This is a genomic window from Alteromonas sp. 07-89-2, assembly GCF_013113925.1.
In the GTDB taxonomy this organism is placed as follows: domain Bacteria; phylum Pseudomonadota; class Gammaproteobacteria; order Enterobacterales; family Alteromonadaceae; genus Alteromonas; species Alteromonas macleodii.
The window spans coordinates 74,453-94,832 of record NZ_VTYM01000017.1 but is presented as its reverse complement, the minus strand read 5'-3'; the positions used below and the strand labels follow the sequence as shown (position 1 = coordinate 94,832).

At 43.5% G+C, this 20,380-nt stretch carries 20 protein-coding genes; 10 read left to right on the top strand and 10 right to left on the bottom strand.

Annotation, left to right across the window (positions count from 1 at the left end; all coding sequences use genetic code 11):
* The first annotated feature begins 569 nt into the window (after positions 1-569).
* The gene (locus F0261_RS12765; RefSeq protein WP_014979065.1) at positions 570-1,256 is read left to right on the top strand and encodes a hypothetical protein; all 687 of its coding nucleotides are present in this window, start codon (positions 570-572) and stop codon (positions 1,254-1,256) included.
* Positions 1,257-1,262: 6 nt separating this feature from the next.
* Here the strand turns inward: F0261_RS12765 and F0261_RS12760 are convergent, their stop codons facing one another.
* A complete protein-coding gene (locus F0261_RS12760) occupies positions 1,263-2,417 on the bottom strand; it encodes an MFS transporter (protein WP_014979064.1) in 1,155 nt (384 codons plus the stop codon).
* A gap of 76 nt (positions 2,418-2,493) precedes the next feature.
* Positions 2,494-3,027: an SRPBCC family protein gene (locus F0261_RS12755; RefSeq protein WP_014976267.1), complete on the bottom strand. Its 534-nt coding sequence runs from the start codon at positions 3,025-3,027 to the stop codon at positions 2,494-2,496.
* A 764-nt stretch (positions 3,028-3,791) separates the two neighbouring features.
* Between F0261_RS12755 and glgC the strand changes: the two genes are divergently transcribed.
* Positions 3,792-5,078 carry a glucose-1-phosphate adenylyltransferase gene (gene glgC / locus F0261_RS12750; RefSeq protein ID WP_171338151.1) on the top strand — a complete coding sequence of 429 codons (1,287 nt, stop codon included), beginning with the start codon at positions 3,792-3,794 and terminating at the stop codon, positions 5,076-5,078.
* A gap of 69 nt (positions 5,079-5,147) precedes the next feature.
* Here the strand turns inward: glgC and F0261_RS12745 are convergent, their stop codons facing one another.
* Together F0261_RS12745 and F0261_RS12740 are read right to left on the bottom strand one after the other, a co-directional pair.
* On the bottom strand, positions 5,148-5,960 hold the full coding sequence (locus tag F0261_RS12745) for an alpha/beta fold hydrolase (RefSeq protein ID WP_014976265.1): 813 nt from the start codon (positions 5,958-5,960) through the stop codon (positions 5,148-5,150).
* Between the two features lie 71 nt (positions 5,961-6,031).
* On the bottom strand, positions 6,032-7,354 hold the full coding sequence (locus F0261_RS12740; RefSeq protein WP_014979061.1) for an MFS transporter: 1,323 nt from the start codon (positions 7,352-7,354) through the stop codon (positions 6,032-6,034).
* A 169-nt stretch (positions 7,355-7,523) separates the two neighbouring features.
* Between F0261_RS12740 and F0261_RS12735 the strand changes: the two genes are divergently transcribed.
* Positions 7,524-8,339: an acyl-CoA thioesterase II gene (locus F0261_RS12735; protein WP_171338150.1), complete on the top strand. Its 816-nt coding sequence runs from the start codon at positions 7,524-7,526 to the stop codon at positions 8,337-8,339.
* Positions 8,340-8,378: 39 nt separating this feature from the next.
* On the opposite strand, the gene F0261_RS12730 is transcribed toward F0261_RS12735, so the two are convergent.
* The gene (locus F0261_RS12730; RefSeq protein WP_014976262.1) at positions 8,379-9,224 is read right to left on the bottom strand and encodes an HDOD domain-containing protein; all 846 of its coding nucleotides are present in this window, start codon (positions 9,222-9,224) and stop codon (positions 8,379-8,381) included.
* 489 nt (positions 9,225-9,713) lie between these two features.
* Between F0261_RS12730 and F0261_RS12725 the strand changes: the two genes are divergently transcribed.
* The gene (locus F0261_RS12725; RefSeq protein WP_014979059.1) at positions 9,714-11,003 is read left to right on the top strand and encodes a glycosyltransferase; all 1,290 of its coding nucleotides are present in this window, start codon (positions 9,714-9,716) and stop codon (positions 11,001-11,003) included.
* Between the two features lie 21 nt (positions 11,004-11,024).
* On the opposite strand, the gene F0261_RS12720 is transcribed toward F0261_RS12725, so the two are convergent.
* Positions 11,025-11,417: a SufE family protein gene (locus F0261_RS12720; RefSeq protein ID WP_014979058.1), complete on the bottom strand. Its 393-nt coding sequence runs from the start codon at positions 11,415-11,417 to the stop codon at positions 11,025-11,027.
* A gap of 16 nt (positions 11,418-11,433) precedes the next feature.
* Complete coding sequence (locus F0261_RS12715) at positions 11,434-11,829, bottom strand: DUF2750 domain-containing protein (RefSeq protein ID WP_014979057.1); 396 nt, start codon at positions 11,827-11,829, stop codon at positions 11,434-11,436.
* A gap of 318 nt (positions 11,830-12,147) precedes the next feature.
* Here F0261_RS12715 and F0261_RS12710 point away from each other — a divergent pair, with 318 nt between their 5' ends.
* The 3 genes from F0261_RS12710 to F0261_RS12700 all read left to right on the top strand — a co-directional run bounded on the left by F0261_RS12710 (position 12,148) and on the right by F0261_RS12700 (position 14,544).
* The gene (locus F0261_RS12710) at positions 12,148-12,867 is read left to right on the top strand and encodes a hypothetical protein (RefSeq protein ID WP_171338149.1); all 720 of its coding nucleotides are present in this window, start codon (positions 12,148-12,150) and stop codon (positions 12,865-12,867) included.
* A gap of 182 nt (positions 12,868-13,049) precedes the next feature.
* Positions 13,050-13,859 carry an exodeoxyribonuclease III gene (xthA, locus tag F0261_RS12705; protein ID WP_171338148.1) on the top strand — a complete coding sequence of 270 codons (810 nt, stop codon included), beginning with the start codon at positions 13,050-13,052 and terminating at the stop codon, positions 13,857-13,859.
* 43 nt (positions 13,860-13,902) lie between these two features.
* Entirely contained in the window at positions 13,903-14,544 is a 642-nt protein-coding gene (locus F0261_RS12700; RefSeq protein WP_171338147.1) for an energy-coupling factor ABC transporter permease, read from the top strand.
* Positions 14,545-14,662: 118 nt separating this feature from the next.
* Here F0261_RS12700 and F0261_RS12695 read toward each other — a convergent pair whose 3' ends face one another.
* A complete protein-coding gene (locus F0261_RS12695; RefSeq protein ID WP_171338146.1) occupies positions 14,663-14,806 on the bottom strand; it encodes a hypothetical protein in 144 nt (47 codons plus the stop codon).
* Positions 14,807-14,939: 133 nt separating this feature from the next.
* Here F0261_RS12695 and F0261_RS12690 point away from each other — a divergent pair, with 133 nt between their 5' ends.
* Together F0261_RS12690 and F0261_RS12685 are read left to right on the top strand one after the other, a co-directional pair.
* Positions 14,940-16,115 carry an FIST C-terminal domain-containing protein gene (locus F0261_RS12690; RefSeq protein WP_171338145.1) on the top strand — a complete coding sequence of 392 codons (1,176 nt, stop codon included), beginning with the start codon at positions 14,940-14,942 and terminating at the stop codon, positions 16,113-16,115.
* Positions 16,112-17,554, top strand: coding sequence for an ATP-binding protein (locus F0261_RS12685; RefSeq protein ID WP_171338144.1), 1,443 nt, complete (start codon positions 16,112-16,114; stop codon positions 17,552-17,554). Before F0261_RS12690 ends, F0261_RS12685 begins: the two co-directional genes overlap by 4 nt.
* A gap of 24 nt (positions 17,555-17,578) precedes the next feature.
* Here F0261_RS12685 and F0261_RS12680 read toward each other — a convergent pair whose 3' ends face one another.
* Both F0261_RS12680 and F0261_RS12675 read right to left on the bottom strand, forming a co-directional pair.
* Positions 17,579-18,142, bottom strand: coding sequence for a phosphoribosyltransferase (locus F0261_RS12680; RefSeq protein ID WP_014949139.1), 564 nt, complete (start codon positions 18,140-18,142; stop codon positions 17,579-17,581).
* 77 nt (positions 18,143-18,219) lie between these two features.
* On the bottom strand, positions 18,220-19,530 hold the full coding sequence (locus F0261_RS12675) for a lipoprotein-releasing ABC transporter permease subunit (protein WP_171338143.1): 1,311 nt from the start codon (positions 19,528-19,530) through the stop codon (positions 18,220-18,222).
* A 192-nt stretch (positions 19,531-19,722) separates the two neighbouring features.
* On the opposite strand from F0261_RS12675, the gene F0261_RS12670 reads away from it, so the two are divergent.
* A complete protein-coding gene (locus tag F0261_RS12670; protein ID WP_171338142.1) occupies positions 19,723-20,325 on the top strand; it encodes a PilZ domain-containing protein in 603 nt (200 codons plus the stop codon).
* Positions 20,326-20,380 lie beyond the last annotated feature (55 nt).

Here is a 20,380-nt window from a genome sequence, read left to right as displayed (position 1 = left end):
AGAAAGACACCCACCCTAATTGTGAAGTTTCACTTTAAATCACCGTTTATGTAATGGGTGTCTTTATAAGTTTATCGGCACAAACTCAAAAATACATTCTTTCACGCTCAGCTAGTTAGCTTTGCAATGGATGTCTCTTCAAATATTCATTACTTTTCATCGAAAAGTCTTACGTTGGGTGTCTCTTCTAAAACAAAACAAGTCCATCGGTCAGGTCACAACTGAATATTCACAATGCTAAGGTCACACAATGACTAATTACCTTGCATTTATCTAACATGGCTCAAAGCAGAAAATCCCTCATTAGTTTAAAAGATACACCCTACTATCATTGTATATCTCGCTGCGTGCGCCGTAGCTACTTATGCGGGTACGACCGAAACAATAGAATTAGTTACGAGCATCGAAAATCGTGGGTAGAACAACGGCTGTTATTTTTGAGCCGGGTATTCGCGATAGATATTTGTGCTTACGCTGTTATGAGCAACCATGTCCATATCGTTTTATGCGTGAATAAAGAGGCAGCGCTCTCATGGTCATTACAAACTGTGTTACTTCAATGGCATAAAATGCACAAAGGAACCGTACTTACTCAAAAGTTTATGAAGGGCGAAATCTTGAGCGAAAGTGAGTATGAGACAGTTAAAAGTACTGCTGATGTGTATAGAAAAAGGCTCTACGACATAAGCTGGTTTATGAGAGATTTAAACGAATATATTGCGAGAAAAGCAAACGAAGAGGACGATTGTACTGGCAGATTTTGGGAAGGTCGCTTCCGCTCACAAGCACTGCTAACAGAAAAAGCCCTACTGTCATGTATGGCATATGTTGACTTAAACCCTATACGCGCAAAGGTCGCAACGGGCTTACAAGACTCATATCACACAAGCATTAATAAAAGATTGAACACGAATATTTCACAAAACAAGACAATAAAAGGGTTAATGCCATTAAAGAGCCACCAACGATGTAGAAACACTCGCGGCTTAGATTTAACGTTGAATGACTATTGCGATCTTCTTAACCAGTCAATCGAACTGTTACGCGACACCGATTCGACAGCCGCTCAAACGAGACCCATTCAACATGTAAAACCTCTTGGTGTATGCCAACATCATTGGCATCACATTATCAGTGATTTCGAAAACATGTTTTCAGTCGCGGCAGGAGACGGTTCATCTATGCGGAAGTTCCAAGCAAATACTAAAAGAAAACGAATGGCCAAAATATCTTCGGCAGCGATATGCTTTGACTAAACCATTCTACTTCTCGTCAGGTAAGATAACAGTAGTGATAATTGCCAGTAACAGCATACCAGCCATAATATAAACCACTGAAAAGGTTAAAACAGGGGTTAATGCAGCGTAAAGTGCACCGAATGCTAATAAAATCATACCTATAGCCGTGTTTGAGAAGCCGACCAGCTCTGTTCTTTCATGGCCTTCTTTAACATCTAAACTATATGTTTTCCGTCCGGTTCTTACGCCAGCATGGGATACCGATAACAAGAAAAACAACAGTGCAGAGGTTACAATCGTCGTCGTTTGCAATGTAAGCAAACCAATGCATGAAATTATTGCGAGTAACCCTGAAATTTGAAGTGTTAACTTTGCGCTTTTGTCTGCAATCTTTCCCCAAATTATTGATGATAGAAGAGCAGCAGTTGCTTCGGCTCCTATATAAATAGGAAGCAGCTCTTTTACATCTCCATTTTTTTCTATCATGAAATAAGGCGCAACCAAGGCTGAGTGAACGAAAAGCCCTCTTACCAAAATGAATTTGTAAACCGTGGCGTCGAAGTCAATACTGAACGCTTTCTCCTCTTTATCACCCACATCAACCGTGGTTTTAACAGGCCATACACATATAAGGGTCAAAACAAATGACAAAAGACTCCCGCACAAGACTATCAGCAGCACGTTCGAAGAAAGAGAGCCGTCGTAAATTGCCAAAGGTATAGCGATAACAAGGGTGACCATGCCTGAAACTGTAGATGCAATTCCGATTAGATTTCCCCGCTCTCCTTTCTTAGCTACGTCAGCCTCCATATCTTTCACGGTAAGAGAACAGGCAGAGCGACCCAGGCTCAAGAAGACAAGGGAAATAAGTATCAAGGTACCCGCCAAGCCCCCTGAAAATGAAATGACCGCCAGCAGCATAAAGAAAACTGAAAGCGTTTGTGTGAGCATACCGACACGCCAAACCAAGTGCCGCTGAGTATGTTTTCGAAGATAAATGCTAATAAGTACTTGAGGCAAAAGCGCGCCCGACTCTCTAATTGGAACCAGCCAGCCTATCATCCAAACTGGTGCGCCAATGCTAATAAGAAGTGCGGTCAATGTTGTTTTAGCAGAGATCAGAAGGTCGGCTAGTTTATTAAGCGAAAGGCCTGTAATAAGTAAATTTTTTTGTTTCATGGAAGGTAAACATGCACCGCAATTCGATTGAACATATACGGTGCACTTATTCAATCAGATCAGAAAGTTGTATGCACTACCCAGCGTTTTCAGCGAGTATTTTGAGATTTTCTAGACCCATTTCGAAATCTGGACCAATCATGCTGTCCATCATCAAAGCAAAATATTTGTTTATTGGGTTATTGTCTACCGAACCTTCATCTCTCCAGGTTACAAGAGAACCATTTTCTGTGGGCTCAATTTCTACGACGCCCGATGACCCCATGTCAAAATCGGGAAAATATAATCGGTACATCACACGTCTGTTATGCTCTAGTTGCGTAATCTCCATTTCTCCATTTCCCTCGGTTTCACTTAACCACTCTGAGCGCATCCCAATAGCCCTATCAGGCCCTGAATAATCAAGTTTCATATCAGGATCACGCTTGAACCACACGCCCCATTTCTTCCACTCTTTCAAATCAACGACATAGGGATATATTTCTGATGGCTGAGCATCAATATTAATTGTTCTTTCAACGCTGTAATCTTTAGGAATAAAAAAGCTTGTTGCGACAAATAATACGATAACAACACCTACGACCATTAAGAGTTTTTTTAACGCTCCCATCTGAGACTCCATAAAAGAATTGACCCAACAAATATAACATTTAATTAACATTTGTCACTTAAAGATCTTTCTTGCTCATTTTACTGTTAGATAGACACCCATTCCGTCATGTTTAACGCAGTTGAAAGCAAATTTAAACTCAAAATAACTCTTATGAGCCTTCTCTTTCGCGTTACCGAGAAAGGACACTCGGCAATAAAACCTTATGATGCATGAAGTAACCACTTCGTTTATCGAGCAAAGTGTAGACTAACTTTCTACAGTTTAAAAATAGGTGTCTACACAGTGACTTGCTTTAATCAAAGGTCATCTCTGCATGCTCGTGATGAAATTGAGTTGCGTGTCTCGCTAACTTTTTTATCGTCAAATTTACTAAGTAACTAACTCATAGTAGCGATGGGTGTCATGCTAAAATTTTAATTCAAGAAGCTTATTCCAGCTTAAGAATAAGAGATAAGGGTGGGTGTCTTTGTAAGAGCAACGGTTGAATGCCATTGGATGAGATTAAGGGACTTAGGGTGGGTGTCTCTGTAAGGGCGAGAGCCCCCCAACCTACAATTTTTTAAAAACATTTACCATTTTATCACAAAGCATGAAAATCGCGCTGTCATTCTAAATTATCTTGTGTAATATGGATTTAGGTTATCAAGAAAGCCTGTTCAATCAGGCCTATCATGCATAGCGCAGTCAATCGCAACACTTCGTTTTCTTTTTATATTTCTATCGATACACAGTTGTCGCTTTATTACAGGAGTTTATAGGAAATGGCAGATCAAAGTTCTCGTTACATTAGTAACCTTACTCGCGATACATATGCGCTCATCCTCGCGGGTGGTAAAGGTTCTAGACTACACGAGCTCACTAATTGGCGAGCCAAACCGGCACTTTATTTCGGCGGTAAATTTAGAATTATCGATTTCCCGCTATCAAATTGCGTTAATTCAGGTATCCGTCGAATAGGCGTGGTTACCCAATACAAGTCGCACTCTCTTATTCGTCACTTGGTCCGCGGTTGGGGTCATTTCAAAAAGGAACTTGGCGAATCTGTAGAAATCCTACCCGCTTCTCAACGTTTCTCCGACAGTTGGTATGAAGGAACCGCAGACGCGGTCTTCCAAAACATAGATATCATTCGTGATGAGCTTCCAAAATATGTCATGATCCTTTCAGGCGACCACATCTACCGTATGGACTACGGTGATATGTTGGCCAAGCACAAAGAGTCTGGTGCAAAAATGACGGTTTCATGTATGTCAGTGCCCTTGGAAGAAGCCGCGGGTGCGTTTGGCGTTATGTCGGTTGATGAAAACTATCGTATTAACGGATTTGAAGAGAAGCCAGCTAACCCGACTCCACTTCCTAATGACCCAACGCGCTGCTTAGCATCGATGGGCAATTACGTGTTTGATACAGAGTTTTTATTCGAGCAATTACGTGTTGATGCTGAAAATATGGGCTCGCAGCGTGACTTCGGTAAAGACATCATTCCATCAATCATCGCCGACCACCCTGTATACGCCTATCCTTTTGAGAAAAGTGGCGGAGACAACGCCTATTGGCGCGATGTAGGTACTATCGATTCATTTTGGGAAGCCAATATGGAAATGGTTGCTCCTGTACCTCAATTGAACCTCTACGATAGAAAATGGCCCATATGGACATACCAAGAGCAACTGCCACCAGCAAAATTTGTTTGGGAAGACCACGACAGACGTGGTGAAGCGATTAACTCCGTAGTTTCTGGGGGCTGTATAATTTCAGGCTCTACACTTCGTTCATCTATTTGCTTTTCCAACGTACGTGTACATTCCTATGGCCTTATTGAAGACGCCGTTATTCTTCCTGATGTGGAAATTAAACGCCATTGCAAGCTGAGAAAGGTGATTATCGATCGAGGTTGTGTCATTCCTGAAGGTACTACAATTGGTTACGATCACGAGCAAGACAAGGCACGTGGGTTCCGCGTATCTGAAAAAGGCGTGGTACTGGTGACGCGAGAAATGTTAGGTCAACCCGTGGGTGGACTAAGCAAGCCTAGAAAGCACGACTAACTCATTTATCCTAATGTTATGGCGAGATTGATTTTGGCTTTAAAACGCTTAAATCAATCTCTGTAATATTTAATTCGCCTCATTACTCCACTGCGTTAATGTACGCTCAATAAAGCTCGCTACCTGCTCAGGGTGTTCTAGTGGAAACATATGGCCACCATCGAGCACGCTATGCTCAATAGCATTATGCTTCAGAAGCCGCGAATACATTTCTGGTTTACACACGTTACTTTTGCTTCCAGTCGCCAATACGGCCGGACACTTAAGCTTTCCTTTATATTTACCCAAATTGTGCGGAACATTGCGAAACAAATCTGCTTCTACTTCTGCACGAAATGTGAGTGAAATATTGTCCCCCTTCAAGGCAGTTACAGATTTTACATAATCGCGCACGCATCGTTTATCCATATCCCTAAACAATGCTTTGCTGTGAAAGTACGCCACCATATCAGTATTGCTTGGCCAACTGGTATTGCGTGTTTGCGCGAGTTTCGCTGGCGTTAGCTTGTTAATTAACGGCGTGTGTTTCGCGAATTTAAAAAAGTAACTTAACGGGCCGACAACAAGTGGCGGATCGAATAAAATGATGCCTCTGAACAGCTCTGGCGCTTCGCAAGCCGCCATGTAGGTAATTACAGCACCAAATGAATGCCCAATACCATACACGCCTCGCGGATCCTTGTTCTCTTTTTTTATATGCTTGATAAGTTCTTGAACTTGATTGCGCCAGTTACCATTCACAGGAAGCTGAGGATCGTGTCCGAAGCGCTCAACATGAAGACGGTGAAAGTGATCAGGTAACGCTGAAAACATCGCATTATAACTACCTGCCGGAAATCCATTTGCATGGGCAAAATGAAAACTCAACTCTGACGACGTCACCAATACACTCCTCTATACTCAAACAACAAAGGGGCTTTAAATCAGCCCCTTAGCATGGAAGTTCGATAATACTATAAGCCTCTGGCTTCTGCCATTTCCCAATCTTTTACAATCTTCGTGCTCGTCCATAAGAACACAGCAATAGAAAGCGCGTAAGGGACTACTAGGTAGATGAGTGCCTGTCTCAATGCCTCCGTCTCGCCTAAAGATGGCACCAATGCTTGGCTAATAATACCCGTCAGCGTTGGGCCACCGCCCAGAGCAATGATGTTCAATACGAAGAAGAACAACGCTGTCGACATGGCTCTTACGTTTATTGGAGCCAGTGTCTGTGCCATCGCAAAACTTGGGCCTAGGTATGAACCACTGGTGAATAACAACAGCGCCATGAGCCCTACTGATACCCACAAATCTTGCACTTGTAACGATGCATAAAATGCCGGCACACCAATAATTAACGCGATAGCGGGCAATAGCGCATAAGCTTTTTTATTGTGCTTACCCCACCTGTCAGCAATATAACCTCCTAGCCATACACCGAGCGCATAGGCGGTGCCGTTGATAATGCCAAAAACGATTAGCAACTGTGTAATATCTAAACCCGCAAAGGCGCGAACGTAGTAATCAATTACCCATGTCGATATGGCATAGTTACCGAATGAGCCGAAGGAAATACCCAGTGCCATTCCCCACCACGTCGGAATTTTCAGTAGCATCTTGAGCGACGACTTTACACTCGGCTTATTCGCATCATCTGCGCTTGGTAAAGAGACCGTTCTGGCAGGTTCCTTGACCGTGAGCTTAAGCAAAATAGCCAGTAACACCCCTGGAATACCCACGCTGTACATTACCGTTCGCCAGTCGGCAGAACCGCCCTGTAAAAAGAACGCTGATGCAAAGAACGCAAGCATAACGCCAAAAGGAATACCTAAAGAGTATATTGCGAGCGCGCCCGCGCGTTTTTCTTTAGGGAATAAGTCAGAAATAATACTGTGGGACGGTGGACTACCACCCGCTTCACCAATGCCGACACCAATACGTGCTATGGCAAGCTGCATGTAATTGGCAGCTAACCCAGATGCAGCGGTAAAACCACTCCAAAGCGTTAGAGAGATCGCAATAATATTAACGCGGCTGTACCTGTCGGCAAGCCATGCAATTGGGATCCCCATCACGGTATAAAGTAGCGCAAAGTAGATGCCTTTAAGCCACCCAAGTTGAGCGTCATCTAACCCTAAATCGGCTTTGATAAAAGGAGATAAAATCCCAATGATTTGCCTGTCTATAAAGTTAAAGGCATACACCAAGGTTAATATGAATAGAACGTAATTCCGGTAACTTCTAGATGCTCCTGCTTCTGCAGCGGGAATACCTTCAACGTGAGTATGGGCCATAACAGTCCTTTTGGGTGACAATAGCCCAGTCTATGCATTAGGCAAAAAAATAAACAACTAATTGTTACTTATTTGTTAACATAACGAAAATTTCTAACTGAGGCTTTTCGTTCTATAGCGCTTAAGGTACGATGACAAACACTTAACTCATCAGACCAGACAAGCAAATATGACAGTAGATGAATTGCTCAATATTCCTCAATTATCTCAAACTTCGGAAAACACATGGAAAGTTGATGGACTAGTTATCCCTAAGACGTGGGGACAGGGACGAACTGCGTTTGGAGGAATTTCTGCCGGTATGCTTTACACCGCAGTAAAGCAGCAAGTCACTGATAACCGCGTGCTGCGCTCTTTTACCACCAACTTTGTTGGTCCCCTGTCTCTTGAAGCGCCTTTTTCTATCGAAGTAACGCTACTTAGAACAGGGAAAAATGTCTCTCAGTTCACCGCTCATGCTATTCAAGACGGCAAAAGCTGTGTTTTTTCGCAAGCCTGTTTTGGTGTTGCGCGTCAGTCAGGTATTCAAGTTGAGAATACAGATACACACAACATGCCTCAGCCGAGTAAAGCAAAGTTCATCCCGCAAATACCTAAAGTTACGCCTAAATTCTTACGCTATTTTGATTTGGCAATTGAAGATGGCGGCATTCCATTTACGCGCAGAAAAACCAGCCATTATCACGGCTTTATGCGCTTCAAGCAGCCCCCCGAAGCCATCACTGATGCACATATCATTACTATGATCGACGCATGGCCACCTACACTTTTACAAATGATGAAGCTTCCGGCACCAGCCAGTACAGTAAGTTGGAACTTAGAATTTATCCATCCTCACAAACCGGTAAGCCCGACAGACTGGTTTGCTTATAAAGCTCACACAAGACAAGCTGCAGATGGTTATGGCCATACTGAAGCGACGATTTGGGATAAGGATAATGAAGTAATTGCCATCAGTAGGCAAACCGTAGCGATTTTCGACTGATCGCTACGGCATTTCGAAAAGCACGTTAAAAACGTTACATTAATACAGCATAAACGCGTTAGGGTTAAACAGGGAAATCACCGAAATACACTGCAGATTGGTTATATCTAGCGCGTCTTCTAAATCTTCGCGATTAAGCGACAATGCCTCATGTAATTCTGGCTTTAAGTTGTGATAACTCGGGTAGATCTCAGGGTTAACGTTATCGAGTGCCAACACATACGAGAGTTGTAGAATCTTCTCATCTGTAGAAGCAGACTCCTCCTCTTCTTTGTGGATACTGGCAATTGGCGTATAAATAGAGCTTGGAATATCCCACTTTTCAATTAATCTTGCCGATAATTCCGCATACGTGAACCCTAGCACTCCAAATTGAAGTTCAGCAGGACTTACTCTGGTGTTGAATGCCTGACAACGGGTTGCCGACTCAGGCAAAACCGAAACGGTTACCAGCTCGCCTATGTTGTGAAGCAGCCCCGAAACAAAGAGTCGCTCAGGCTCACGAATATTGCGCATATCCGCAAAGTACTTTGCCAGAAGACCGCACGAAACACTTTGCTCCCAAAACTTGTCGAGATCGATACGTTGACCGTCTACATCACTGAATGCTTGGCTTACGCCATAAGCCAGTGCCAAGTCGTAAGTGGAGCGAGTCCCCACTACCTGGATGGCTCTTGTGACGGTGTCTATTTTATTAGGAAAACGATAGAGCGCTGAGTTTGCTACTCTTAGCAATTGCGTTGCCAATGACGGATCGAAAGCAATAATATCGCCGATGTCGTCAATGCTTGAAGCTTCATCATCCATACAAGCTTTAAGTCGAGTTACCGAATCAGGTAAAACAAAGAGGTTTTCCGCTTTCGAAACTAGTTCATCTAAATTCATTCGTGCACTCTCTTTCATGCCGCCTTTGTCAATATAGCGTTGAAGGCACGTCCATTCGCCTTGTGTCCATTAAGGTATAGGCACAAAAATGTAGTTGGTCAATAAGTATCAACTAGTAAAAAAGTATGATTTCTTTACTAATCATTAAGTTAACCTAAACCCTTCATAAGCCTTGATACCGCGGGGCTCGTTTTCAATTTGAAAACCTTGCTTTACGCTGAACATCAACAATTCACGCAACGCCGCTGATACGCACTACACTCGTGTATTCAGCGCATCTCTGGAAGGCCTGTATTATAGCTTTTTGCCCCTTTTTACATACTAATAATTCTAATACACAGAAAAACTTAGGGTAATTACCCATAAGAATTAGATTTTCTAAGGAACACTTGCTTTTGTAATGACCAATTCAAATTTATGGTAGTATTTGCACACTATTTACTATGCCCTTGATGGCAAAATTCTTAAAGCAAAAGTTGTAATCCATCCATGTTAAATGTCGCTGTTATCGGTTATGTGTGGCCTGAGCCAAATTCTTCGGCCGCGGGCCAAAATATGTTAGCTATTATTAAGCGTTGCTTATCTGCCGATTTCAATGTGACATTTCTGACCGCTGCCACCGATAGCGACCATAAAGAAGACCTTACAGCATTAGGCGTTGATGTGCATTCTGTGGCACTGAATTGCAGTTCTTTTAATAGCCAAATAGCGCATATAAAGCCTGACGTTGTTATATTCGACCGCTACATGACAGAAGAGCAATTTTCCTGGCGAGTAAAAGAAGCGTGCCCAGATGCACTTCGAGTTTTAAACACTGAAGATTTACACAGCCTGCGTCAGGCTAGGCACGAAGCGGTAAAACAGGACAATGATGCTCGCCTTGCTCAGTTAAATGGCGAATTGGCGCAAAGAGAAGTTGCAGCAATACTAAGAAGCGACCTTACATTAGTAATTTCAAAACGAGAAATGGCGCTTTTGACGGAACATTACGGTGTACCTAGAGCGCAGCTCCAATACCACCCTCTTGTTGTAGGAAAAACGCCCCTCGTCACGCTTCCTTTTGAGGAAAGAGCGCACTTTGTTCATATTGGAAACTTTCGCCATGCGCCTAATTGGGACGCGGTCCTGCAACTTAAGCAAAGCATATGGCCTGAGATAAGAAAAGCGCTACCTAAAACAGAATTGCATATATACGGCGCTTACCCGCCTAAAAAGGCCACCCAACTGCACAACGAAAAACAAGGCTTTTTGGTAAAAGGTTGGGCCGAAAATGTGGAGTCTATAATGTTGAGCGCAAAGGTGCTGATTGCTCCTTTACGATTTGGCGCAGGCATTAAAGGCAAGCTGATTGATGCGATGCGCTGCGCTACTCCTAGTATCACCACGTGGATAGGCGCAGAAGGTATCACCTCAACCGGTTCAATCACTGCTAATAGCAATATACAGGAAATCGATGATCCAAAGCAGCTAGCGCAATGGCCTGGTGCGCTTTGTAGCGCGAATACAAATGACGCAGTGGTCATTCAAGACTACGTCAAACAAGCTGTGGCACTTCACAATGATAAGTCTACGTGGGATAGCGCTAGTAGCTTAACGGCATCAATACTTAGCTCATTTGAAAGCGAACAGCCCGAAGTGCCGTTAATTGAAAGAATCATTGGTTTAAAACAGTCGCTTAACACGCATAGAAACGGTTTATTTATGCAAAGCTTGTTGTGGCATCAAACACTGACAGCGAGCAAGTACATGAGCCAGTGGATTGAAGCAAAAAACAAATAATGGCAGCCACTAGTTTAGCGGCTAGATGCCCTTTAATTTAGCTATTACAGATTTAATCCCGTTTCCACGGGACTGACTTAAGTAGCGTTCCAGCTGACAGCGAGACAAATATCTCTCAAAGTCGAATTCACTGCGCTGCTGCGGGGTTAACTCGTTTGCTTTTTCTAACAATACTGCAAGCACGCCGCGAATCACTTTGCTAGGCGAGTAAGCCATCAAATTGCCTTGTTCGTCAGAAGTTGTGAGCCATACTGGGCTTTCACACCCTTCTACTTCTGTTTCAGCCAAACGTTTTTCCGCTGGAAGCGGGACAAGCGATTTACCCGCAAGCATCAGTGTACGAGTAAAATCGTCCCACCCTTTCGCGTTAGCCAAAGATGAAGCCAGAGGAAGCAAAGTTTCGAGAGAACTCATGATCTCTGTACCTTGCTTAATTTCCGTTAAGCTCTGAGGCTAAGTCATCTGCAGTCATAACTAGGTTTTCAACATCACTCGTGGTGGGGAACATTACTAGCTCAACGCCATTCTTATCAAGGCCTGGCAACCAAGTTTGCATAAACTCATCGAGTATAATATTCACGCATTGGCCTTCAATTTCGTTTATATCTACAAACTTTTGAGCTAAATCGTGATGCGGGAATACTGGTAGCTGAACGCTTTCACCACCTTCAAACATCACAAAACCTTCACTACCTTGCACCATCCAAATTTCATTTGCTTTTGCAATGTAGCTCACTACAAGCTCTTGTCGGTCTTCTGCACTTAGCTTCATCGCTTGCTCGATAACCGCATCACTCAATTTGTCTGCAACTGTTTCTGGAAACACGTTATTTCACCTATCTCAAATTTTGCGGCAAGTATACCTGCCCCAGTAATAGGCGCAATGCAATAAGCGTTAAAAAAGCCCCCTCGGCTAACCCACTTACAAAGACACCCATCCGTAGCTCTTCTTCATCATCAAAAACAATATAAAGAAGACACCCAGGTTAACCCCTAAAATTACGGGAATCATCTCCCGACTTTCACTCAATCAGCCATTCCATTATTAACATTGACATTTTTCGCCCGTTACGAAGACACCCATGATAAAGTTAGAGCAAATCATCCAACGCTATGAAAGCTTAAACGCAAAGACCTTTACCTCATGCGCAATCTATTTACTGCTCTTAAGCAAGACACCCATGCCAACCACGCTATCTTGGAAAATACCTTTCCCTTCTCGATGTACCACAAAGATAGTGAGTTTAACCATGAGGCCTATCTTGCCATCCTTAACGTCATGAGGGTGTTTCACCAAACAACAGCAGAAACCGTAAAACAGGCTGCACTCCAGACCCCTTCCCTTAACCGCATCGCCTCAATGCTCAATAGCGAAGTTGTTCTACTAGCGCTTAATAATGACACCCACGCGTTGTCGTCCGCAACACTCTATGCTCAACAACATTACAATGACACCCATGCCAAGCTCGAACCTACTACAAGAATAAAAAACAAAGATGAGCCAGGCTTAAACGCCCAGGCTATCGCACAGTTAACTCCTTGCTCAAATTCGACCACCAGTCATGCCATCGCAGCCATCTATGTATGGTTGGGCTCATCAATGGGCGCCAACATTATTGTTAGGCGGTTAGAAGCCATGACGTTAGATATTCCTACCGAGTATTATCAAGCGATGGCAGGATGTGCCAAAGCATGGGTGTCTTTCAAACAAGAAGTAGAAACACTCTTATCCGAGCTCGGCCTAGATAACGAAAGCTTTGTTAAGAACGCGGTGCAAGACGCAAATGCTTGGTTTGAGTTTTTGATTTCACTCGGCAAGCGCACGGTAACAAATGACACTCCCTACCATGAGGCAAACGTGTGATTAAGGGATAACTAAATTTATGCTAATGACGAGATTTTAATACACAGCGATTTCACCATTAGCTATAAATAAACTTAATCTAGCCAATCGACTGAATGCATTAATATAGTAGCAAAACGTCGTTAAGCGGCCGTGCAGTTTCTGGTAAACTCTAGCTAAATTCGAAGCAACCACTAAAAAGCATGAAAGTAATCTCATTTAATATAAACGGTATTCGCGCTCGTCTACATCAACTTCAGGCGGTTATCGACGCACACCAACCCGATATCATTGGCTTACAGGAAATTAAAGTTCACAACGAACAGTTTCCGGTAGAAGCCGTTGAGGCCATGGGCTATCACGTTTATTTCCACGGACAAAAGAGCCATTACGGCGTTGCTTTTTTGGCGAAGAAAGAGCCGCTTTCTGTGTCGATGGGTTTCCCAACAGATGACGAAGACGCACAACGTCGCATGATTATTTTAAAAACCACCGATGATGCTGGCGACCCCGTTACCGTTCTAAATGGTTACTTCCCTCAAGGCGAAAACGAAAAGCATGAAACCAAGTACCCAGCTAAGCGTAAGTTCTACAAAGACTTAATGACATATTTAGATGATAACCACACACCAGATGACAACGTGATTGTTATGGGCGATGTCAACATCTCTCATACAGACTTGGACATTGGTATTGGTGAAGACAACCGCAAACGTTGGCTGAAAACTGGAAAATGCAGCTTCTTGCCGGAAGAGCGTGAGTGGTTGAACACAGTAATTGACTGGGGCTTTGAAGATAGTTTTCGAACACTCAACCCAGAGACAAACGACAAGTTTTCATGGTTCGATTACCGCTCAAAAGGATTCAACGATAATCGTGGCCTTCGCATAGATTTGATTTTGGCAACAAAACCGCTTCATGCAAAACTACATGACGCCGGTATTGATTATGAGCTGAGAGGCATTGAAAAGCCGTCTGATCACGCGCCTATTTGGGCTGAGTATAAAGGGTAAACAGTACTAAATACTGCTCCCCGCCATTAACTAAGGAGTAAAAGTGAGTTCACTACAACTGCTAGCATTGCTGATTTACAGTGTATTTTTACTCGGTGCGGTCAGGCATGTGGACTTTACTCATTTTGCGAGTAACAAGCAGCAGCAACACCTTATTTTTGGTACTGCTGCTTCGCTTTTCGTTCTCTGGTTGTTTAAAGCAGGCATCTTCGAGGGCCTAGATGTTCATTTTCTAGGCCTTTCAGTTTTGACATTAATGCTCGGCTTTAGAAACGCTATTATTGCATCTTTTATCGCGCTACTAGGCGCAAACGCAGTCGGCTACGGAAGTTGGGAAAACTTTGGCGTTAACGGGCTACTCGGCACCGTTCTACCCATTGGCATAACCTATCTATTTTATATGCTTTCTTTTCACCGTATCCCTCGACAACTTTTCGTGTACATTTTTGTTTGTGCATTTTTCCCTGCCGCTCTTTCTATTGCATTAAAGACGCTAACGCTCGGTGCGTTTTATTACATTGAAGGTACATATACTTGGGACATCATTTTTGACAACTATGTTTTGCTTATACCACTTTTGGTCTTTCCTGAAGCTCTGTTAAACGGTATGGCGATAACGCTTTTAGTGATCTACCAGCCAACGTGGGTTTATACCTTCCACGACAAGTTTTACCTCGATAATTAATACCAGTCCGCATAGATAATTACCCACTCAGCGAGAGTTAAAATTTTCGTAATCGCGGCGTGTTACCGCAGGTATAGTGGTTCTACATCAAGGTGACACAACAAAGAGTACGGACATTTTAAACTCCCCCTTCGGGAAGGTCTGGCAAGCCGGGAAGGTCTGGCAAGCTTCCTAGCTTCATTCTGGGAATTTGAAAGGGAACAACCATTCCTGCATTCCCACGCTTTGCTAGGAAACTTGCCAGCGCCTTCTGAATGGGCACTTATCTATGCGGATTGGTATAAGTTCTCTTCAACACGGTTACTGTAACTCGTGTAACTCTTCAACTAATGTTTAATAAGCTTTTCTTAATTTCAATCTATTATTAAAGAGTATGGTTGAGTGGTAAAGGCCGAATGTATATACAAACATTTTCGTTGGAGTGTAACGACGCATCTAGTATGGCGTCCGAAATAGATAGGTTATTTAGTGAAAATAAACCTTCACTCGTTATTGGCTACGGTAATGCAGACCTACCCTTTAACGAGCTTCAACATGGCCTTAGCGCGTTTACCGTTCCTTCTTTCATTTCCAGCTCTTGTCTAGGAGCGCTACTTTGCGACAGCAGTACCATTAACGCGGGGTGCCAATTAGCGCTTTTTTGTGTGAATGACGATGGTGGAGCCTATGGCGTTGGAAGTGCAGACGCATCCTGTTGCAGCGCCTTTGAAGCTGGCGCCATCGCGTTACAAAATGCGCTGAACAATGCGGGAAGACCTTATGAAAGCCCAGCGTTGATTTGGTGTGCGTTGCCGCCAGGAGAAGAAGAAAGAATACTTGAAGGTTTCGCCAGCATTGTAGGGACTCAAGTTCCTATTTTCGGTGGTTCAATGGCTGACAACACGGTTTCAGGCGACTGGACAACCGTCACAAGAGACGCGTGCGGACCACACACTGTGGCAATTGCAGTTATGTATCCCTCTACTCCATTAGGGGTAAGTTATAGCTCAGGATACAAGCCAACCGATATCCTATTTAAAGCAACGAAAGCGAAAGGACGCCAACTACAACAGCTTAACAATAGCGGTGCAAGCACCGTTTATAACAAAGCGACCAATAACCTTATCGCTCAACAGCTATACGGCGGTCAAATTTTAGGACTAACATCGTCAGCACCGCTAGGCAGACCAGTAGAATTAGACAACGGCGCGGTGAATTACCTTCTGTGCCACCCCGATTCTGTCGATAAAAGTGGTGCGCTACATGTTTTTTCAGAAGTAGAAGAAGGTGAAGAGTTGGTGTTGATGGAAGGTAGCATTTCTAGCCTTACCTCTCGTGCAGAGCGGGTGATAAACAATGCGGTTATGTTGCTGCCCGAAAACAGAAAGCCTGTTGGCGTCTTAATGATTTACTGCGCAGGATGTCGCTTGATGGTTGGAGACGAAATTAATTTCATGCTGAATTCGCTGCAAGAAAAATTTCCATCATTACCTATTTGCGGCCCGTTTACTTTTGGCGAGCAAGGGCGCTTTTTAGATGGCAAGAACAGACACGGCAACCTTATGATATCAGCGGTAGTGTTCTCTCAATGAATAAAGATTACGAAAATGTTTTAGAAGATCTAGCGCTTGTTTACCGCCTTAAACAGCAGGCTGAGGCCCATAAGAAGGAAAGCGATGCTTTGCTAGAAGGCACTCGCGTATTGCTTACCGCAGAGGACGAACAAGACCTTTATAAAAAAATGTTTAGTGTGTTCAAGGGACTGTATAATTATCAAGTTTGCTTTGTTCTTGAGAACGAAAGTTCTGGAAAAATGAGGTGCATTAACAGCACCCATCCACCGCTACTTAACACCGTATGGCAAATCGATGACACACTCTCCCGTGCGGTTAAAAGTGAACCTATAGCACTATTCAACATTAAGCAGCAGACGACGTGGCAACGCCACCTATCCTTATTCGACACGCCCGTCACCTCTGTACTTTATTGTCCATTTAAAGTACATCAGCAACACGCAGTTATCGTGTTTTGCCATAAAGCACTGGGTTATTACACCCAAGAATTTGTGGATATGGCTAACAGATACCGTACCTTTACCGAGCAAATGGCCATGGGGATGCAGGCTAAACTAATGGCGCTTGAAACGGTGAGGTTGAAAGAAGAAAAAGCCATTGTAGAAAAAAGCCTTATCGATTCGGAAAAAATGGCATCGCTAGGTTTACTTGCCGCTGGTGTTGCCCATGAAATTAATAACCCTGTTGCTTTCATTAATAGCAACATTCACTTTTTACGGAACGTGCTGCCTGCGCTATCGCAAATGCAAGACATCGTCTTACAATTGGCGGCTAGCGCAACCGACGATGAGAGGCTGAAGGTAGCTGAAGCTGCGAAACAATGGAAGGTTGAAAATAAGATTGATTCATTAAGCGACGAAATTGCAGATATTTGCAGCGAATCAGAGGAAGGCCTAAATAGAGTTACAGACATTATCACCAGTCTTCGCTCTTTTTCCCACGATGCAGATATTCCCGATGATGAAACCGTAAACGTGAACGACTGCATAGCTCACGCCTTGCGATTAGTAAACAGTGAATTGAAGCACCGAATAAAGATTCAACAGCACCTAAGCGATGTGCCTTTAATTAAGGGAAAAACAGGAAAATTAAACCAAGTATTAGTCAATTTATTTGTAAATGCTGCGCAAGCGATGGAAGATGGGGATAAATTAACTATTTCTTCGTTTGAAGAAAAAGATCACACCGTCATAACGGTAAAAGATACGGGCTGCGGTATAGAAAAGCATGCCCTTCAAAAGCTCTTTGAACCGTTTTACACCACCAAACCAACCGGCAAAGGCACTGGATTAGGACTTTATATCTCGTTCTCCATCGTTGAAGCGATGGGGGGAACCATTAGCGTAGAAAGTGAAGTAAACGTGGGCACCACATTTACCCTATCTTTTCCAACAAAATTAGAAGATAAAAAAACCGCACAAGCGTGCGGTTTAGATACGTTTAACAGCAACTCCTAGTCGCTAATATCAAGCAATTACTCACTACTTTTTGAACAAAATGTCCATAACGTCAGCCAGCTCGCCTTTGCCTTCACGAATTTCTTCTTCCGACAATCCCGCAATTTCGTGAGGGAAAACCAGCCATTCATCACTTTCGTTAACGTAATAATCTGGCACGATGTCTGTTGTGTTGTTTTGCGGCTTGTACCACGGACATGCAATGCGAATATCTTTAGGCATGTTCAAACGCATTAGTTTATTAATTTGCTTGATAAGTGCATCTACACTGCGGCCTGAATCGAAAACATCATCAACAATCAACAACTTGTCATCAGCATTCGCGTTTTCTACCAAGTAGTGTAATCCGTGCACACGGATCTCTTTCGATTGTTTGTTTATTCCGTAGTAAGACGATGTACGTACTGCGATATGGTCGGTTGACGTATTCTTAAATTCAAAGAATTCTTGAACCGCGATACCAATGGGAGCACCACCACGCCAGATACCAATAATAAAGTCGGGGCGAAAGCCGTCTTCATACACCTTTGCCGCTAGGCGAAAGGAATCCTGTAGAAGCGATTGCGAGGTGATAAAATTCTTATTCATGACGTCTCACTGGGCAAAATTTAAAAGACCGCGAGTATAGTGAATTTTGCACTAACTTGCACGGTAAATTCAGCGATTCATTCGTTTTGGAGCGCTTGCGACGGTGCAATTTTCATCGCTTTGCGCGCTGGATAAACGCTGGCTAAAACACACAGTAGCAAAGACAGCAAAGTAATGCCTGCTATTTGTACAACGTCCATTTCAATTGGCAGCCCTCTACCGTCTGCCGCTAAGGCTAACGGCGACCCGATAAGGTCCAAAATGTTATTTAATTGGAGCGTAATCACTACGCCTAATACTAGACCAATGCCAGCGCCTTTAATGCCGTTAAACAAACCGTTTAACACAAAAATCCACATTACTGAACTGGGTAACATACCTTGAGTTTGGAGTACTGCGATATCGCCTTGTTTTTCCGTTACCACCATTACCAGTGCCGAAACGATATTAAATGCCGCCACCGCGATAATAAGCAGCAACATGAGTGTCATCATGTTCTTCTCCATCTTGACGGCATCAAATAGCGGCCCCTGACGCTCACGCCAAGTCTTCATATTATTTACAGAGACACCCACCCTATCGGTGAGCGTGCTAACAACTGCTTGATAGTTAAAAGCGTCATTTAAAAAGAGTCGAAGCGATTGTTCGCTACCTTTAGGATCTCGCATTAAGCGGTTCACATCCTTAAGGTTCATATACATCACTTTGTCATCCATCTGCGAGCCCATATCGAAGACACCCACCACGGTTACAAGCCGTTGACTTGGCATTCTTCCAAAAGGTGTAAACACACTTGCGCCTGCCACCATAACCCGCAATCGGTCTCCAACCCGCGCTTCAAGTTTAATGGCAAGTGAGCGCCCAATAATGGCAGCAAAACTCCCCTCAGTTAAATCGCTAAATCGCCCCTGCTCCATGTGGTTTGCTACCAAAGTGTACTCAATCATTACTTCAGGTTGAACACCGTGAACCTGAACACCACGCAGGTCCGAGCGAGACTGCACTACTGCTTCAGCTTCCCTGTAAGCCATAGTGGCAACAACGCCTTCGATGGGTGTCTCGCTAATTTCTTTCAAAGTAACTGTCTGCGTTTTTTCTGCAGTTTGCGTGGGTGTCTCTGTAACTTCGTTTTCGTTGGATTTCCTGCTAGGACTCTCGCTTATGATGGGTGTCTTTGTAATTTCAATATGGGGGACAATGCCTAATATGCGCTGTTTTAGTTGACCTTCTAGGCCGTTCATAACAGACACAACGATAATGAGCGCCATCAATCCCAGTGCAATACCCGCCACTGAAAATCGATTAATAAATGAAACAAAACTGGTTTGGCTTGCTTTGTTAGACTTGGCATAACGATAAGCAATGAATGCAGAAAGAGGATAAAACATAGCGCCTTGCTTTTCAGTAATACGGTAATCTGCCTTATGTTTAGCTATGCTTAATGAATGAGAAATTCAGATAAGTAGCCCAAAGACGAGATGACGGGTTAACCCCAAAATAGTAAAGTGAGTATACTACGTGTGAACGGTATACTACTTATAAGTTACTAACTGCACAAGAATTAGTGGCAGAGGAATGATGTGAGCGAACTTAGCCTAGAACAAAAAAAAGCCCAATTCGATGAGTATTTTTCTATCGCACATCGCATAAACGCCAATATGCGCCCGTTAGGCGTAGACGAAGTAGTGCCTGATGAAGAGAACTTAGAGGAGTCGATGCCGTATGCATTTCGCATTGCCAGCGAAATGGCCGCTATTGAAGCGCAAGCAATTCGTCCGCTTCGCAATTTAAGTGACCACGCCGAATCGCTAGCTGACTACTTAAACCATCAGTCTCGAAAAATTGACTTGATGATGTCGTTCGTTTTGCATCAGCAAGACGAGCCAGAGTTTCGCTTCAAAACAGTCAAACTGGGTGGTGGCGGTGTCATTATTGAGTCAAAAGAAGCATTGGATGTAGGCGCCAAAGCGGAACTTAAACTTTTCTTGGATGCCGAAGCTGCAGCAATATTTTGTTTTGGCGAAGTAATTACTTGCGAGCAAGCAGAAGACCGTTACCATATCGCCTTTATTTTTAACACCATTCGAGAGCAAGATCAGGAGCTTTTAGTTCGCGCTAGCTTGCATATTCAAACGCAACAGCTAAGAAAGCGGGCAAAAGAAAAAAAAGCGGGATCTGAATAGACCCTAACATCAGTATATAAGCCGTAAAACTCATCTTGCACTTAAAAAACAGGAC

Coding starts and splice junctions, on each gene's coding strand:
- F0261_RS12765 (WP_014979065.1), top strand. CDS start 570: ATGCACAAAGGAACCGTACTTACTCAAAAGTTTATGAAGGGCGAAATC.
- F0261_RS12760 (WP_014979064.1), bottom strand. CDS start 2,417: ATGAAACAAAAAAATTTACTTATTACAGGCCTTTCGCTTAATAAACTA.
- F0261_RS12755 (WP_014976267.1), bottom strand. CDS start 3,027: ATGGGAGCGTTAAAAAAACTCTTAATGGTCGTAGGTGTTGTTATCGTA.
- glgC (WP_171338151.1), top strand. CDS start 3,792: ATGGCAGATCAAAGTTCTCGTTACATTAGTAACCTTACTCGCGATACA.
- F0261_RS12740 (WP_014979061.1), bottom strand. CDS start 7,354: ATGGCCCATACTCACGTTGAAGGTATTCCCGCTGCAGAAGCAGGAGCA.
- F0261_RS12735 (WP_171338150.1), top strand. CDS start 7,524: ATGACAGTAGATGAATTGCTCAATATTCCTCAATTATCTCAAACTTCG.
- F0261_RS12730 (WP_014976262.1), bottom strand. CDS start 9,224: ATGAATTTAGATGAACTAGTTTCGAAAGCGGAAAACCTCTTTGTTTTA.
- F0261_RS12725 (WP_014979059.1), top strand. CDS start 9,714: ATGTTAAATGTCGCTGTTATCGGTTATGTGTGGCCTGAGCCAAATTCT.
- F0261_RS12720 (WP_014979058.1), bottom strand. CDS start 11,417: ATGAGTTCTCTCGAAACTTTGCTTCCTCTGGCTTCATCTTTGGCTAAC.
- F0261_RS12710 (WP_171338149.1), top strand. CDS start 12,148: ATGCGCAATCTATTTACTGCTCTTAAGCAAGACACCCATGCCAACCAC.
- xthA (WP_171338148.1), top strand. CDS start 13,050: ATGAAAGTAATCTCATTTAATATAAACGGTATTCGCGCTCGTCTACAT.
- F0261_RS12690 (WP_171338145.1), top strand. CDS start 14,940: ATGTATATACAAACATTTTCGTTGGAGTGTAACGACGCATCTAGTATG.
- F0261_RS12685 (WP_171338144.1), top strand. CDS start 16,112: ATGAATAAAGATTACGAAAATGTTTTAGAAGATCTAGCGCTTGTTTAC.
- F0261_RS12680 (WP_014949139.1), bottom strand. CDS start 18,142: ATGAATAAGAATTTTATCACCTCGCAATCGCTTCTACAGGATTCCTTT.
- F0261_RS12675 (WP_171338143.1), bottom strand. CDS start 19,530: ATGTTTTATCCTCTTTCTGCATTCATTGCTTATCGTTATGCCAAGTCT.